Annotated in this window: 13 protein-coding genes; 5 read left to right on the top strand and 8 right to left on the bottom strand. The window is 66.5% G+C overall.

Features of this window, described 5'->3' with window-relative positions; all coding sequences use genetic code 11:
• Nucleotides 1-17 precede the first annotated feature (17 nt).
• The 4 genes from ACWPKK_RS16725 to ACWPKK_RS16710 all read right to left on the bottom strand — a co-directional run bounded on the left by ACWPKK_RS16725 (nt 18) and on the right by ACWPKK_RS16710 (nt 5398).
• Entirely contained in the window at nt 18-2345 is a 2328-nt protein-coding gene (locus tag ACWPKK_RS16725) for a xanthine dehydrogenase family protein molybdopterin-binding subunit (protein WP_452006244.1), read from the bottom strand.
• Nucleotides 2342-3349: an FAD binding domain-containing protein gene (locus ACWPKK_RS16720; RefSeq protein ID WP_452006242.1), complete on the bottom strand. Its 1008-nt coding sequence runs from the start codon at nt 3347-3349 to the stop codon at nt 2342-2344. The genes ACWPKK_RS16725 and ACWPKK_RS16720 overlap by 4 nt, the downstream gene beginning before the upstream one ends.
• A complete protein-coding gene (locus tag ACWPKK_RS16715) occupies nt 3346-3867 on the bottom strand; it encodes a 2Fe-2S iron-sulfur cluster-binding protein (RefSeq protein ID WP_452006240.1) in 522 nt (173 codons plus the stop codon). The genes ACWPKK_RS16720 and ACWPKK_RS16715 overlap by 4 nt, the downstream gene beginning before the upstream one ends.
• 103 nt (nt 3868-3970) lie before the next feature.
• Entirely contained in the window at nt 3971-5398 is a 1428-nt protein-coding gene (locus tag ACWPKK_RS16710; RefSeq protein ID WP_452006238.1) for a sigma-54 interaction domain-containing protein, read from the bottom strand.
• A gap of 318 nt (nt 5399-5716) precedes the next feature.
• On the opposite strand from ACWPKK_RS16710, the gene ACWPKK_RS16705 reads away from it, so the two are divergent.
• The 4 genes from ACWPKK_RS16705 to ACWPKK_RS16690 all read left to right on the top strand — a co-directional run bounded on the left by ACWPKK_RS16705 (nt 5717) and on the right by ACWPKK_RS16690 (nt 9769).
• Entirely contained in the window at nt 5717-6628 is a 912-nt protein-coding gene (locus tag ACWPKK_RS16705; RefSeq protein WP_452006235.1) for a 3-hydroxyacyl-CoA dehydrogenase family protein, read from the top strand.
• A 93-nt stretch (nt 6629-6721) separates the two neighbouring features.
• On the top strand, nt 6722-7660 hold the full coding sequence (locus ACWPKK_RS16700; RefSeq protein WP_452006233.1) for a 3-keto-5-aminohexanoate cleavage protein: 939 nt from the start codon (nt 6722-6724) through the stop codon (nt 7658-7660).
• A 31-nt stretch (nt 7661-7691) separates the two neighbouring features.
• Nucleotides 7692-8471 (top strand): 3-hydroxybutyrate dehydrogenase, encoded by a 780-nt coding sequence (locus ACWPKK_RS16695; protein WP_452006230.1) that lies wholly within the window; start codon nt 7692-7694, stop codon nt 8469-8471.
• Nucleotides 8472-8554: 83 nt separating this feature from the next.
• On the top strand, nt 8555-9769 hold the full coding sequence (locus ACWPKK_RS16690; protein WP_452006227.1) for an ABC transporter substrate-binding protein: 1215 nt from the start codon (nt 8555-8557) through the stop codon (nt 9767-9769).
• A gap of 43 nt (nt 9770-9812) precedes the next feature.
• Here ACWPKK_RS16690 and ACWPKK_RS16685 read toward each other — a convergent pair whose 3' ends face one another.
• Entirely contained in the window at nt 9813-11138 is a 1326-nt protein-coding gene (locus ACWPKK_RS16685) for a solute carrier family 23 protein (RefSeq protein WP_452006224.1), read from the bottom strand.
• Between the two features lie 470 nt (nt 11139-11608).
• Between ACWPKK_RS16685 and ACWPKK_RS16680 the strand changes: the two genes are divergently transcribed.
• The gene (locus ACWPKK_RS16680; protein WP_452006221.1) at nt 11609-11974 is read left to right on the top strand and encodes a response regulator; all 366 of its coding nucleotides are present in this window, start codon (nt 11609-11611) and stop codon (nt 11972-11974) included.
• 80 nt (nt 11975-12054) lie between these two features.
• Here ACWPKK_RS16680 and ACWPKK_RS16675 read toward each other — a convergent pair whose 3' ends face one another.
• The 3 genes from ACWPKK_RS16675 to ACWPKK_RS16665 all read right to left on the bottom strand — a co-directional run bounded on the left by ACWPKK_RS16675 (nt 12055) and on the right by ACWPKK_RS16665 (nt 16307).
• Complete coding sequence (locus ACWPKK_RS16675; protein ID WP_452006218.1) at nt 12055-12630, bottom strand: chemotaxis protein CheB; 576 nt, start codon at nt 12628-12630, stop codon at nt 12055-12057.
• Between the two features lie 87 nt (nt 12631-12717).
• Nucleotides 12718-13152, bottom strand: coding sequence for a response regulator (locus tag ACWPKK_RS16670; protein WP_452006216.1), 435 nt, complete (start codon nt 13150-13152; stop codon nt 12718-12720).
• Nucleotides 13149-16307: a chemotaxis protein CheB gene (locus ACWPKK_RS16665; RefSeq protein WP_452006213.1), complete on the bottom strand. Its 3159-nt coding sequence runs from the start codon at nt 16305-16307 to the stop codon at nt 13149-13151. Before ACWPKK_RS16665 ends, ACWPKK_RS16670 begins: the two co-directional genes overlap by 4 nt.
• Nucleotides 16308-16337 lie beyond the last annotated feature (30 nt).

Raw genomic sequence — 16337 nt, 5'->3', positions numbered from 1 at the left:
CCTGGTTCGGGACCCGATCACAGGAGCTTGTCGAGCGTGATCGGAAACTCCCGCACCCGCCGTCCGGTGGCGTTGTGGATGGCGTTGGCGACGGCGGCGCCGGTGCCGGTGATGCCGATCTCGCCGATGCCGCGGGCGCCCATCGGGGCATGCGGGTCCGGAATGTCGGTCCAGATCACCTCGATCTCCGGCACGTCCAGATGCACGGGAAGGTGATAGTCGGAGAGGTTGCGGTTCATGATCCGGCCGTTCCGCCCGTCGAACTGCGTCTCCTCCATCAGGGCCAGCCCCAGTCCCATGATGATGCCGCCGCGGAACTGGCTCGCCGCCGTCTTCGGATTGATGATGCGGCCGCAGTCGAAGGAACCCAGGAAGCGGCTGACCCGGGTTTCGCCGGTGATGGCGTTGACCCGCACCTCGCAGAACATCGCGCCGTGGGAATGCATCGACCAATGCATCGTCTCCAACGGCATCGGCGCCTTGCCTTCCACCACCAGTTCGCTGCGCCCCGACCGTGCCAGGATCGAGGCGTAGCTCTCGAACCGGCCGGGCTCGTCCTGTTTGCGCAGGCCGGCGTCGGTGCATTCCACCTCGTCGGCACCGAGCCCGGCCAGCGGTGAATCGTTGCCGGCGAGCTTCAGCAGTTCGCCGACCAGTTCCTGGTGGGCCATCATCACGGAGAGGCCGACGGAAGCCGTCTGCTGCGAACCGCCGGCAAGGATGACGCCAGGCAACGAGGAGTCGCCGTAGCGGACCGTCACCGCCTCCAGCGGCAGGCCGAGGCGGTCGGCGGCGACCTGCGTGTGGGTGGTCGCGGTGCCCATGCCCATCTCGTGCGCCGCCACGTCGATGCGGACATGCCCGGCCGCGTCGAGCGTGATGCGCGCAGCACCACCGGGCATGCGGTGATAGGGGTAGGTCGCGGTGGCGCAGCCCATGCCGACGAGCCAGTCCCCCTCCCGCCGCGACCGGGGCACCGGGTTTCGCCGCTCCCAGCCGAAGCGCTGGGCGCCGGCCCGGTACGCCGCCACGATGTTGCGGGCGGAGAAGGGCCGGCCGGAGAGCGGATCCTTCTCCGGTTCGTTGAGGATGCGCAGCTCGATCGGATCCATGCCGAGCTGTTCGGCCAGTTCGTCCATCGCGCATTCCAGGGCGACGGTGCCGACCGCTTCGCCGGGTGCGCGCATGAAGGTGTTGGCGACCATGTCGAGGTAACAGGTCTGCACCTCCAGCGCGAAGGTCTGGGCGGCGTAGGCGCTCTGTGTCGGCAGGATGAAGGGCTCCGGCATCGGGCTGTGGCGCGTCTTCGGCGTCACGCCGCGATGGATGATCGCCGTCAGCCGGCCATCGGCATCGGCGCCGAGCGCCACCCGCTGCTCGGTCGGGCTGCGGCCGCCGACGATGCGGTACACGCCCTCCCGCGACAGGGGGATGCGGACCGGGCGACCGGCCAGCCGCGCCGCCGCCGCTGCGAGGATCTGGTGCTGCCACAGCCCCTTGGCGCCGAACCCTCCGCCGACGAAGGGCGAACTGACATGGACCTGGGCCTCCTCAAGGCCGAAGACCTGCGCCATCGACCATGCGGTGTGCGCGACCGCCTGCGTGGCGTCATGGACGAACAGCTCGTCGCCCCGCCAGACCAGCGTCGCGCCATGCAGTTCCAGGGCGTTGTGGTTGTGGCCCGGCGTGGTGTAGACCGCCTCAACCTTGTGCGGAGCGGCGGCCAGGGCCGCATCCGCATCGCCGACCACCGCGCGCAATGGCTCGCCCATGAAGGTCCCGACCTCGCAGCCGTCGGCCGTGGGCAGGGAGGTTGCCGCCGGCTCCTCCGCGTAGGTCACGCGGATCAGCGAGCGGGCGTGGTCTGCCTGCTCCTGGGTCTCGGCCAGCACCAGGGCGATAGGCTCGCCGTTCCACCGGACGCGGTCGTCCTGCATGACCGGCGAATCGTCGCCCGCCGCCGCCTTGTCCCCGCTGAGGAATCGCGGCGGCGGGTTGAGGCGCGGGGCGTTGCGGTGGGTCATCACCAGGATCACGCCCGGTGCCGCCTCCGCCGAGGCGGTGTCGAGGGTGACGATGCGGCCCTTGGCGATGGTGCTGTAGGCGAGTGCGGCATAGACCATGCCGTCCAGCGCGATTTCCGCCGCGAAGGGGGCGGCGCCCCGCACCTTCAGCGGACCGTCGACCCGGCTGACCGGCTTGCCGATATGGCCGTGCTGGCGCCGGATCAACGGGTCGGGACGACCGCCCGGCAGGAGGGCGCCGGGCGCCAGCTCGACGGCCTTCTTCATCACCGATTGCGCGATGCCCTGCGCCGCTTCCTTGCCCTTGTCGACGATGCTCATGCCCCGTCTCCCGTCAGCCTGCTTTCCGCCAACTCGCCGAGCACGGCGACGATGACCCGTTGCGCCAGTTCGATCTTGAAGGCGTTGTCCCGCAGCGGGGTGGCCTCCGCCAGTTCAGCGGCCGCAGCCGCCTGGAAGGCGGCCTCGGTCGCGGGCTGGCCGCGCAGAGCCAACTCCGCCTTCGATGCGCGCCAGGGCTTGTGCGCGACGCCGCCGAGCGCCAGCCGCACATCCGTCACGGTCCCGTTCTCCACCGCCAGAGCGGCGGCGACCGAAACCAGGGCGAAGGCGTAGCTCGACCGGTCGCGGACCTTGCGGTAGGCGGATCGCGCCGCCGGCGGAAGGGCCGGCAGTTCCACCACCGTGATGAGGTCGCCCGGCTGCAGCACCGTGTCGCGGTCGGGCTCGTCGCCGGGCAGCCGGTGCAGATCCGCGAAGGGCAGGCGGCGTTCGCCCTGGGCACCGGTCAGATGAACGGTCGCGTCGAGGGCCGCCAGCGCCACGCACATGTCCGACGGGTGGGTCGCGACGCAGGACTGCGAGGCGCCGAGGATCGCATGCATGCGGTTGAAGCCGTCGATGGCGTCGCAGCCCTGGCCGGGCTCCCGCTTGTTGCAGCGCGATCCGGCCTGATCGTAGAAATAGGCGCAGCGCGTGCGCTGGAGGATGTTGCCCGCCACGGTCGCCATGTTGCGGATCTGCGGGGAGGCACCGGCCAGGATCGCGCGGGCCAGCATCGGATAGCGGCTGCGGACCAGCCGATGCTCGGCAAGGGCGGTGTTGCGCACCGCCGCACCGATCAGCAGGCCGCCGCCGTCGGTCTCCGTGATCCCGTCCGACAGCCCGGTGACGTCCACGAGCGCCGTGGGACGTTCGATGGTCTCGCGCATCAGGTCGACGAGGTTGGTGCCGCCGCCGAGATACCGGGCGCCCGCTTGCCGGTTGCCGGCAAGGCGGACCGCGGCGTCCGCATCGGCCGCCTGCGTGTAGGTGAAGGGCGTCATTCCGCGGCCTCCGGATGTGCATTGGCCCGATAGGTTTCGGCGATGGCGTCGATGATGCCGTTGTGCGCGCCGCAGCGGCACAGGTTGCCGCTCATCCGCTCGCGCAGCTCGTCGCGGCTGTAGGGGATCGATGTGGCGTGGAGGTCGCCGGTGACGTGGCTGGGCACCCCGCGCCGCAATTCCTCGATCATGCCGATGGCCGAACAGATCTGGCCGGGCGTGCAGTAGCCGCACTGGAAGCCGTCATGCTCGATGAAGGCCTGCTGCAGCGGGTGCAGCGCGCCGTCTGTGCCGACGCCTTCTATCGTGGTGACCGAGCGCCCCTCATACTGCACCGCAAGCGCAAGGCAGGAGAGGATGCGCTGGCCGTCGACCAGCACCGTGCAGGCGCCGCAGGCTCCCTGGTCGCAGCCCTTCTTGGTGCCGGACAGGTGGAGCTTTTCACGAAGCAGGTCGAGCAGGGAGACGCGTGGATCATCTGGCAGATCCACCTCGGCCCCGTTCACGGTGATACCCATCTGTTCCTCCCGGCCAACAAGGGCCGGCCGGTCGTCACCGGCCGCCGCCTGAAGCGGGATAACAGGCGAACGTCGATTTGGTGCCGTTCACGGTTGCGCGGCGTCAGTCGTCCGGCTGCGACGGAATGCCGTGCTTGCGCAGCTTGGCATAGAGGTTCGTGCGCGACAGGCCGAGCCTGCGGGCGGCTTCCAGCTTGTTCCCGCGGCTGTCCTCCAGCGCTTCGAGGATGAGCGCCCGCTCCAGATCGTCCATCGCCGCGGCCAGGGAGCGTTTCCTGTCCGGCGGTTCGGGGGGCTGGATCGCCGTGCCCGGAAGGATGTCCGCGAAATCCTCGGCCAGGATGCGCTCCCCTTCGGTGCGCACATAGACCTGTTCGATCACGTTGGCCAATTCACGGACATTGCCGGGCCAATCATGCTGCCGCAGCGCATCGAGCGCCGCAGCCGTCAGCTCGCGCATCGGCTGGTCGAGGCTGATGGCGATCTTTTCCGAAAAAAGGGAGGCGAGGATTTCCAGGTCGTCCTTGCGGTCACGTAGCGCCGGCAGCTGGATCGGGAAGACGTTGAGCCGATAATAGAGGTCCGACCGGAAGGCGCCGCTCCGCACCATGTCGGCCAGCGGCCGGCTGGTCGCCGCGATGATGCGGACATCGACCTTGACGACCTGATTGGACCCCAGCGGTTCGACCTCGCGTTCCTGCAGGGCGCGCAGCAGCTTGGCCTGCAACGGCAGCGGCATGTCGCCGATCTCGTCGAGGAACAGCGTCCCGCCATGGGCCAGCTGGAACTTGCCGGGGCGCGGCTGGCGCCCCGCACCCGTATAGGCCCCCGGCGCGACGCCGAAGAACTCCGCTTCCAGAAGATTTTCGGGAATGGCGGCGGTGTTGACCGCGACGAAGGGGCGATGGACCCGGTCCGACGACGCATGGATCGACTGGGCCACCAGTTCCTTGCCGGTCCCCGTCTCGCCCAGCAGCAGGACCGCCGATCGGATCTGGCCCGCCCGCCGCACCAGCCGCTTGACCTGAAGCATCGCCGGGCTGAAGCCGATCAGGTTCTCGACCGTGTATTGGGAAGCCCGGCTTGCCGCCAGTTCCTGTTCCACGCGGGTCAGGCGCGATTGCAGCTTGTTGAAGCGGTCGGCGATGGGCCGGAGATAGGTGAGGCTGTTCTTCAGGGCGAAGGCGAGGGCGCCGATGACCTCCCCCCGCTCGTCGCGCAGGGGCAGGCGGCTGACCAGCAGCGTGTGCTCGCCATAGCGCATGATGTCGAGCGGCAGCGACCGGCCGGTTTCCACAACCTCGCGCATCCGGCTGTGCGGGATGACGCGCTCCACCGGCTGGCCGATCAGGTCCGCGGTCGATCTCAGCCCGAGCTGCGCCATCAGCTTGTCGTTGAACCAGACATGCTTGTCGTTGGACCAGACGACGCGCGCATCCCGGTCGACCAGTATGGCGCCGTCGATCATCTCGTCGATCATCACCATCAGCGCACGCGCCGCGGCGAAGTGACCGGCTGGTTCCGACTGCATCCGACAGTCCTCCGCCTCACCGATTGTCAATATAATGTACATTGTCTGTCAGAAAAGTGAACAGGGTGAAAGCGCCCATTTGCAAGGGTGTCCCGTCGCAGGAGGGGGCGGACTGTCCGAAATCCATGTCTCCTGCGTCCCCAAATCGCACATCGCGGCACCAAAACCCTTTCCTTTCAATTGGTTGTCCAACTGGCACGCGCGTTGCTGTCCAACCTTCCACAACGTGCCCTACCTAAACAATCCGTTTCACGCCTTATATCCGGCGGGAGGCGGGATAGGGGCTCGGGTCAGGAAAAAGGGGGATATGCACGCGCCATGACAAAGCAGCGCATCGCGATCATCGGCGGCGGACTGATGGGGCACGGCATCGCGCAGGCCTTCGCCGCCGCCGGGCATCGCGTCGCGATCCAGGAACCCGATGCAGACCGCCGGGCGGCGATCCTCGGCGTTATCCGCCGCAATCTGCAGATTCTGGGAGAGGACGCCGCGGTCGCCGACCTGATCCACCCGCAGGAAATGCTGGCGGACGCCGTCGCCGGTGCCGACATCGTGATCGAAGCGGTGCCGGAGGATCTGGCACTCAAGCAACGCGTCCTCGCCGCCGTCGAGGCCGCCGCTCCCGCCCATGCGCTTCTGGCCAGCAACACGTCGGTCATCCCGATCACCCTGATCATGGAACCGCTCGGCGACAAGACCCGTGCCATGGGCACCCATTGGTGGAACCCGCCCCATCTGATCCCGCTGGTCGAGGTCGTCCAGACCCGGGACACCGGCGATGCGGCGGTGGCCGCGATGATCGACCTGCTGGCGTCGATCGGGAAGACGCCGGTGCATGTCCGCAAGGATGTTCCCGGCTTCATCGGCAACCGCCTGCAGCACGCGATGTGGCGCGAGGCGATCGCCCTGGTCGAGAGCGGCGTGTGCGATGCCGAAACGGTGGATACCGTGGTCAAGGCGAGCTTCGGCCGGCGGCTCGCCGTCCTTGGGCCGCTGGAGAACGCCGATCTCGTCGGCACCGACCTGACGCTGGCGGTCCACGAGCATGTCCTGGCCGACCTCGACCGCAGCGCCGGCCCGCAGCAGCTCCTGCGTGATCTGGTCGCCTCCGGGCGGCTCGGCATGAAGACGGGTGCCGGATTCCGGAGCTGGACCGAGGGGCAGCGGCAGGAGGTCGCCGACGGCCTCGCCGCCCACCTGCGACGCCTGGATGGCGTCGACCACAGCTGACCGCCGGCACGACCGGCAGCACGACCGCTTGCCGACGCTCAACTCTCAATCGTCCGCAGCCTCCCCGGCCGGACCAGCACAGGAGGGCCATGCATGGCCGCAATACGGAACAAAGTCATCATCAGCTGCGCGCTGACGGGATCGATCCACACGCCCACCATGTCGGATGCCCTGCCGGTCACGCCCGACGAGATCGTCGAGCAGGGCGTCGGCGCGGCCGAGGCCGGGGCGGCGATCCTGCATCTGCACGCCCGCGATCCCCGCACCGGCCAGCCGACGCCGGATCCGGCGGTGTTCATGCAGTTCCTGCCGCGGCTGAAGCAGTCCACCGATGCGGTGCTGAACATCACCACCGGCGGCTCGCTGAACATGACGGTGCAGGAACGGCTCGCCGCCCCGCTTCTGGCCAAGCCGGAGATGTGCTCGCTCAACATGGGGTCGATGAATTTCGGCATCTTCCCCCTGGCCGACCGCTACCAGAACTGGAAGCACGACTGGGAAGAGCCCTATCTGCGCAGCACCGACGACTTCATCTTCCGCAACACCTTCCGCGACATCGCCTATATCCTCGAACATCTGGGGGAGGGCTGCGGCACCCGTTTCGAGTTCGAGTGCTACGATGTCGGCCACCTGTACAACCTCGCGCATTTCCTCGATCGCGGGTTGGTGAAGACGCCGCTGTTCATCCAGACCATCTTCGGCATCCTCGGCGGCATCGGGGCGGAGGAGCGCAACCTCGTCTTCATGCGGGAGACCGCCGACCGCCTGTTCGGCAAGGATTACCAATGGTCGGTGCTGGCCGCCGGCCGCCACCAGATCCCCTTCACGACCATGGCCGCGGTGATGGGCGGCAATGTCCGCGTCGGGCTTGAGGACAGCCTCTATCTCGCCAAGGGCCGGCTCGCGCAGAACAGCGCCGAGCAGGTGGCGAAGATCCGCCGCATCCTGGAGGAGTTGTCGCTGGAGGTCGCCACCCCCGCCGAGGCGCGCGCCATGCTCGACCTCAAGGGTGCCGACCAGGTGGCGTTCTGAGCCGTACCATTTCCTGACCGAGGAACGATAAATGCAGAACAGAAACGCCGTCGTCACCGGCTCCACCAGCGGAATCGGGTTGGCGACCGTGCGGGAACTGGCCGGCCGGGGCTGTCATGTGATGGTCAACGGCTTCGGCGACCGCGCGGAGATCGACCGGACCTGTGCCGGGATCGCGGAGCAGAGCGGGACCCGGATCGTCTATTCGGGCGCCGACCTCAGCCGCCCGGAGGAGGCCCGCGCCATGATGGCGGAGGCCGCGGAGCTGCTGGGACCGGTGGACATCCTCGTGAACAACGCCGGAATCCAGCATGTCGCCGCACTGCACGAGTTCCCCGACGACAAATGGGACCTGCTGCTGGCCGTCAACCTGAGCGCGGCGTTCCACACCATCAAGGCGGCCGTGCCGGCGATGCGGGAGCGGCGCTGGGGACGCATCGTCAACACCGCCTCGGTGCTCGGCATGGTGGGCGCCCCGCACAAGCCCGCCTATGTCGCCGCCAAGCACGGCATCATCGGCCTGACCAAGTCCGTGTCGATCGAGGTCGCCGGCCACGGCATCACCTGCAATGCGGTGTGTCCCGGTACGGTGCTGACCCCCATCATCGAACGCCAGATCGCCCAGCAGGCGCAGGTCACCGGCCTGCCCGAGGATCAGGTCCTGAAGGCGGTGTTCCTGGAAAAGATGCCGACCGGCCGGCTGATCGCCCCGGAAGAGGTCGCCGCCGCCATCGGCTTCCTCTGCTCCGACGCCGCGGCATCGATCACCGGGGCGGTCATTCCGGTGGACGGCGGCTATACCACCCATTGAGCAATCGTCCCACCGTCGTCCGGGCGGCGCCACCGTGAACGGCCGCCCCAAGCACCAAGAACTGTCAGAATTGGGAGTGAAACATGCGCAAGTTCCTTCTCGCCGGCGCCGCCGTCGCCACGCTGGCTTCAGGCGCCGCCTCAACCCAAGCTCAGGCCCAGATGTCCGACAGCGTCATCAAGATCGGCATGCTGTCCGACAGGTCCGGCATCTACGCCGACATCAACGGTGAAGGATCGGCCATCGCCGCAAGGATGGCGGCCGAGGAGTTCGGCAACGCCGTCAACGGCACGAAGATCGAGATCATCGTCGGCGACCACCAGAACAAGGCGGACATCGCCGCCAATCTGGCGCGGCAATGGATCGACACCGACAAGGTCGATGTCGTCGCCGACGTGCCGAATTCCGCCGCCGCCTTGGCCGTCCAGGCGATCACGCGGGACAAGAAGCGCCTCTTCCTGATGTCCGGTCCCGGTTCCACCGACCTGACGGGCAAGGAATGCAGCCCCTACGGCTTCCAGTGGACCTGGGACAACCATGCCGTGGCGTCGGCCACCGCCCGTGCCCTGGTCGAGCAGGGCCGGAAGAGCTGGTACTTCATCACCGCCGATTACGCCTTTGGCCATTCGCTGGAAGCCGAAGCGGCCAACACGGTCAAGCAGCTCGGCGGTACGATCAAGGGCAGCGTGCGCCATCCGCTGGGTGCATCCGATTTCTCCTCCTACCTGCTGCAGGCACAGGCGTCGGGTGCGGATGTGGTGGCCTTCGCCAATGCCGGCGGCGACACCATTAACGGCGTCAAGCAGGCGGCCGAGTTCGGCATTCCGCAGGGCGGGCAGACCCTGGCCGGCCTGTTGCTGAACATCAACGACATCCAGGCGCTCGGCCTGGAGACCTCCCAGGGGCTGATGCTGGCGAACTCCTTCTACTGGGACATGACCGACGAAACCCGCGCCTGGTCGAAGAAGTTCGAGGAACGGACCGGCCGCAAGCCGTCGATGAACCAGGCCGGTGTCTATTCGGCAGTCCGCCATTACCTGAAAGCCGTGCAGGAGATCGGCACCGACGATGCTGACAACGTGGCCGCCAAGATGCGCAGCATGCCCATCACCGACATGATGATGAAGGAGGCGAAGATCGCCGCCAACGGCCGCATCTTCGACGACATGTATCTGGCCCAGGTCAAGACGCCGGCCGAATCCAAATACGCCTGGGATTACTTCAAGATCGTCAAGACCGTGCCCGCCGCGCAGGCCTACATCGACCCGAAGGACAGCGGCTGTCCGCTCGTCAAATGAGGGGAAAGGGGGAGCGGACGCGCTCCCCTTTTGCTCTGCTCCGTCAGTGGAGCGTCGTTGGTGCCGGCTGGGGGGCGGTGCGGGAGGTCTCGCTGGAACGCCCGATCCCGAGCAGCTGGTAGAGGCCGAGCGCCGCGATGGTCGCGGTGCCGATGCCGCCGATGGAGAAGCCTCCGGCGGAAATGGTGAAGTTGCCGGCGCCGAGAACCAGCGTCACGCCGACGGTGATGAGGTTGCGCGGATCGGAGAAGTCGACGCGATTGTCGACCCACAGGCGCACCATCGCCGCGGCGATCAGGCCGAAGACGACCGTCGCCAGTCCGCCCAGCACCGGTGCCGGAATGGTTCGCAGCAGGGCGCCGAACTTCGGCGAGAAGCCCAGGAAGATCGCGGCGACCGCGGCGACGACGAAGATGAGCGTGGAGAAGACGCGGGTGACCGCCATCACGCCCATGTTCTCGACATAGGTCGTGACACCGGTGCCGCCGCCGCTGCCCGAGACGATGGTGGCGATGCCGTCGCCGATGAATCCGCGGCCGATGTAACGGTCGAGGTTGCGCCCGGTCATGGCGCCGATGGCCTTGATGTGGCCGAGATTCTCGGCGACCAGGATGAAGGCGATGGGTGCGACGAGGGCCATGGCGCCGGCATCGAAGCTGGGCGTGCGGAACTCCGGCATGCCGAACCACGGTGCGGCGGCCAGTTCCGCGAAGCTGACCGGCGGCAGCATGCCGAACCCGTTGGCCAGCACGAGATAGAAGACATAGCCCGCCGCGATGCCGGCGAGGATCGAGAGCCGCCGGATGGCAAGCGGGGCGTAGACCGCGATGAGGGCGGTGGCGGCCAGCGTGAACAGGGCGACAAGGGTGTGGGGGCCGGTTCCCTCGATGCCCTTGACGGCAACCGGCGACAGGTTGAGGCCGATCGCCGCCCCCACCGCGCCGGTGACCGCCGGCGGCATCAGCCGCTCGATCCAGCCGGTGCTGGTGTAGGTCACGAGCAGGCCGATGAGGACATAAAGCACGCCGGCCGCGATGATGCCGCCGAGCGCCGGCCCGATGTTCGGGTTGGCGCCTTGGCCGCTGTACCCCGTCACCGCGATCACCACGGCGATGAACGAGAAGGAGGAGCCGAGATAGCTCGGCACGCGCCCGGCGGTGAGCACGAGGAAGATCAGCGTGCCGATGCCTGAAAACAGCACCGCGAGGTTTGGATCAAACCCCATCAGCAACGGCCCGAGGATGGTCGAGCCGGACATGGCGACCAGATGCTGGATGCCGAGCGTCATCGTCGAGCCCCAGGGAAGGCGCTCGTCCGGCTGGACGACGGGGCCGGTCGCAAGCGGCCAACGCGGGAAGAAATCTGCCATGGAGGTTCTGTCCGAAGCTGTGTGGAAAGGCGCACTTGCCGGGGAAATGGTCAGGCCATACCAAGCCAAAAAATTGACGATCTGATTAATTCGGGCAAGCAGGACGCCTTCCGTGGGAACGACGCCCGCTTTTTGGCGCCCGCGGCGCCGTTGCGCCACATCTTTATGCAAACCGCCGCACTTGCGGGGCGCAAAGCATCCGCGACACGCTGCCCCACCGCAGTCCAGTCACCCGACGAGATTTGCCGCAAGAGGTGCATCGGCGGGTATATAAGCATGTGGTTGAACAGACCAGGGCAGGTCCGGTGAGGCGCGAAAGCAGCCGATGGAGGAGTGATTTATCGGTGTAAAGGCCGGACTCGGCTCCGTTGTCCACCCCATTGGCGTGTACGGTCATGGCTTTTGTCCAACTGTACATCGAGGGCCGCAGGCATATGCTCTACCGGAGTTCTAAGCCAGGAGAGCGGTGGATGTCTGGAAAGCTGCTGGATGAGCGACGGGTCCTCATCGTTGAGGACGAATTTCTTGTTACCGTCGTTCTGGAGGCGGCGGTCGAGGAGGCGGGCGCCAGCGTTGTCCGGCTCGCGGCTTCCACCGCGGACGCTCTTGCACTGATCGAAGCGGAGAGCTTCGATGTCGCACTTCTGGACGCCCGATTGGACGATGAACCGGTCACCGCCATTGCCGACGCCCTGGACGCGCGGGGCATTCCTTTTGTTTTTCATTCGGGATATGGCCCCGAGCATCTCCCAAGCGCCCACCGTCATCGCCCGCTGCTGCGCAAGCCATCGCTGTCATCCAGTGTCGTGCAGGCGCTACATGAGGTGATGAAATGACCGAAGGCGGATGATCGTCTCCAGCGCGACGATCAAGGTGATGAGTTTCTCGAACAATCACCGTCGCCCGATGCGACGACCTACATCCCTTTGGTCAAATCCACCAGAACTGAGGGCATATCGTCGATGTGGAGGATGTAGTCGGGGTGATCGTCACGGAGTGCGCTGAGCGGCATCGAGGGCGCTTCGGCTTCGTGCGGTTGCTGAACGATCATGAGGCCGCCCTGCGCCTTGATGGCTCTGGCTCCCGCCGTTGCGTCGAAATCCCCGCCGGTCAGCACGATCCCGACCGTTCTCGGCCCGTATGCCGCTGCCGCCGATTCGAAAAGCGGGTCCGCTGCCGGGCGGGTGTGGCGGACCTTGGGGCCGCGGTCGAGGTGAATGACCCCCGTCTGCAGCCGCATGTGGAGGTCGGGGGGCGCAACGTAGATCCGGCCACGTTCGATGGGCTGGCCATGAACGGGATGATAGGCCGGCATGGGGCCGGCTCGGCTGAGGAGATGGGGCAGAAGACTTGGGCGGTTGGCGCCGATGTGGACGACGACGAAAATGGTAGCGGCCAAGTCCCCGGGAAGTTGGCTGACCAGCCGCTGGAGCGCCTGAACGCCGCCGGCGGAGGCCGCAACCACGACAATGTCCCGAGTCTGCCTATCCATGCCGGACTCTTATCGTTCGCTTTTGTCCATCATCGTCGGATCAACAGCGGAATCGGCCATCCGGCACCGTCCCTTTCGAACTTTCCATCATGCCCGATTAGCCGGGCCCGGTTCGCCGCTCTCCGTGCAGGCGATGGCATTGCACAGCACGCGGACAATGGCAGCGGGATCGGACGGTTTGCGGAGCAATGGCCGGTGCCGGTGCTCCGGCGGCAGATGCTCCGGTCCGTATCCGGAATGGAAAATGAAGGGCTTCGCGCCGGCTTCGAGCGCATCGGCGATGGCGGTGACCCGCTCGTCATCCAGGCGGGCATCCAGCACGGCGGCGTCGAAATCCTCCCGTGCTATCAGCGCCAGAGCGTCCGCCACGCAGCCGGCCATGCCGACGATGGTGGCTCCCGCATCCTGCAGAATTTGCTCCAACGCCATGGCGATCAGCAATTCGTCTTCGACGATCACGATCCGGCAGCCCTCGAGACGCTTGCCTGTAAGTGGGCGTTCGGTCATCGGGCGTTCGGTCATCGGGACTTTTCAAGGAGGTCGGGTGCTTCGTCGTCTCTCCTCAATTGGGCCATCGGTACGGTGAAGGTCGCCTCGAAACCGGCCGGACGGTAATCAACCATGGCGTCGCCACGCAGTTCGTAGCGGATCTGCTGGGTGATCAGTTTGGAGCCGAAGCCATGATGGGAGGGCGGCGACAACGCCGGCCCACCCGTCTCGCGCCAATGGACAAGCAGTGCCGGATCGGCATCCCCCTCCTGACCGAACTTCCAGCTCACGTCGACGCGGCCCTCCGCCACGGACAATGCGCCGTATTTCACGGCGTTGGTCACCAGCTCGTGGATCACCATGCCGAGCGCCAGCGCGGCCTTGGGCCGGAGTTGAACCGCGGGTCCTTCAACGACGAACCGTCCTTCGCTGCCGGCATAGGGTTTCGCCTCGTTGAGCACGATGTCGTTCAGGGGAATATTCCCCCAACGGTCACGGGTCAGCAGATCGTAGGTGCTGGCAACCGCCTTCAGGCGTCCGAGGAACGCCGTGCATTCCGGTGCCTTGGCGATCGTCTTCAGCGTCTGCTGGGCCAGGGCGATCACGACGGCGAGCATGTTCTTGACCCGATGGTCGAGCTCGCCGATCAGCTGGCGCTGCTGCTCCTCGGCCTCCTTGAGCGACGTGACATCCACGAAGGTCAACAACAGGCCTTCCAAATCGTTGCTGGCGTTCCGGTACGGCAGAATGCGCATGATGTAGTGCCTGGTGCCGTCCCGGGACCGGACCGCCTTTTCCACCGGCCCCGGCCCCGCGAGCGCATGGCCGAGATCCTGGTCCAGATCGACCTGATCGAGATGGGTGGCGATATCGGTCAGCGGCCGGCCGCGGTCGCTCGCGATCAGATTGAAGATCCGGGTGACCGCCGGCGTGAAACTCCTGATCAGCAGGAACCGGTCCAGGAAGACGATCCCGATCTGGGTGCTGTTGAACAGGTTCTGGAGGTCGTTGTTGGACTGATCCAGCTCCTCAACCTTGCTGTTGAGCTCGATGTTGACGGCGTGGAGCTCTTCGTTGACGGACTGCGTTTCCTCCTTGGCCGTTTCCAACTCTTCGTTGGTCGATTGAAGCTCCTCATTGACCGAGATGAGTTCCTCGTTGGCGGATTTCAGCTCCTCCAGCGAGGTCTCGTACTCTTCGATCGTGCTCTGAAGACGCTCCTTGGTGTCGCGAAGTTCACGCTCCAACTGCTCCACCGCGACGGGATCCTGACCCCATTGGCTTTCCTTGCCGTAGATTTCCTCCGGCGGACTCGGGCGGCCGACATCGGAAAACAGGACCAGGAAGAAGGCTTCCTCGTCGCGGTCGAACGGCTCGATCGTCAGATCCAGCACCTGGACGCGATCGTCCACCTCCACCGCAAGATGCTTGCGGGTCACCGGCTTGTGGGTCTGCATCGCCTCATGCAGGGCGCCGCGCAGGTCCAGCCGCAATCCCTTGCGGGCCATCGCCAGAAGCTGGCGGTTCGGGGCGCCCGGAGGCGCCTGAAGGTATTTGCCGGTGTTGGCGGAGTAGTAGACGACCTCGCCATTCTGGTTGACGACGACATGGGCCGGGGCGAAGCGCTCCAGAACGCGCGCCTCCACATGCCCGCGCAGGTTGGCGGCATTGGACTGGATGGAGCGGGGCGTATCGGACGCTCCGCGAACCGAGCGGCCGCCATGCTCAGCCAAGGCGAACGGAATGGTCACCGAGACGGTGTCCTCCCGGCGGAACAGACGGTGCTTCTTGTCGATGGGCAGGAACAGCGCCTGATGCTGCCCGATCGTCTCGGCCACGCCGAGGAACAGATAGGCGCTGGGTCGCAATGCATAGTGGAACATCGGGATGACCTGATCCTGAAGCTCCACCCCCAGGTAGATCAGCAGGTTGCGGCAGGAAATCAGGTCGATGCGCGAAAACGGCGGGTCGCGGACGATGCTGTGCGCCGAGAAGATGCACAGGTCGCGCACCTCCTTGCGGACGACATAGCTGGTGCCGTCCTCGATGAAATGGCGTTTGAGCCGGTCGGCCGGGACATCCCGCACCAGACTGGCGGGATAACGCCCGGTGCGGGCCACTTCCAGCGCATGCTCGTCGATGTCGGTGGCGAAGACCTGGATCTTCGGCACGGAGTGGAGGGTTTCCGCATATTCCGACAGCAGCATGGCGATGGAATACACCTCCTCGCCGGTGGCGCAGCCGGGAACCCAGACGCGCACCGCATCGCCGGTGCTCTTCCCGGCGAACAACTGCGGGATGACGAGCTCCTCCAGCGCCTGGAAGGTCTCGCCGTCGCGGAAAAAGGTGGTGACGCCGATCAACAGGTCGCGAAACAGCGCCGCGGCTTCGGTGCGATCCTCGCGCAGATAGTCGACATAGCTGTCGATGTCCGTCAGCCGCAGGGCCTGCATCCGGCGTTGGACGCGACGCAGGAAGGTGTTGTGCTTATAGCCCCGGAAGTCGTGCCCGATCTGGTTGCGCAGGATGGTGGTGATGCTTCGGCGCGCCGCCTCCAGCCGCGCATCCTCACGCACGTCCTTCTCGTTCGTCAGGTCGCCCAGCGGCGTCGCGGTTCGCGTGTAGTCCACCAGCGTCGCCGCCATCGTCTCCACCGGAGCGACGAGGTCGACGACGCCGGTGGCGATGGCGCTGTTCGGCATTCCATCATGGCGGGGGATGCCGTCATGGCCCTGCGCGATGGTGAAGCCGCCCCGCTCCTTGATCGCCTTGACGCCCAGGGTTCCGTCGCTGCCGCTGCCCGACAGGATGATGCCGACAGCCCGTTCCCCACAGTCGCCGGCAAGAGAGCCGAGGAAGATGTCGATCGGATTGCGCTCGCGATGGGCGGAGTTTTCCGGCCGGACACGCAAGCGGCCGCTCTCGATGGTCAGCAGGGTTCCGGGCTGCAGGGTGTAGATGTGGTCGGGTTCGACCTCATCCCCATCACGGGCTTGGCGCGCCGGTGTGGGAGTGCATCGGCCGATGATGTCCGCCAGCAGGCTTTCGTGCTGCGGCGCCAGATGGGTGACGACCACGAAGGCCATGCCGCTGTCGGCAGGCAAGGCGCGGAACAGTCCCTCCAAGGCCTCCACCCCGCCGGCGGATGCGCCGATGCCGACGATCGGGAAGGATGCCTTATCGCTCATGGTGCTGCCCTTCCGCGGCTCCCGAAGGAC

The organism is Azospirillum largimobile (assembly GCF_977007025.2).
The sequence above is the reverse complement of the archived record's forward strand: the minus strand, read 5'-3'. Positions and strand labels throughout refer to the sequence as shown.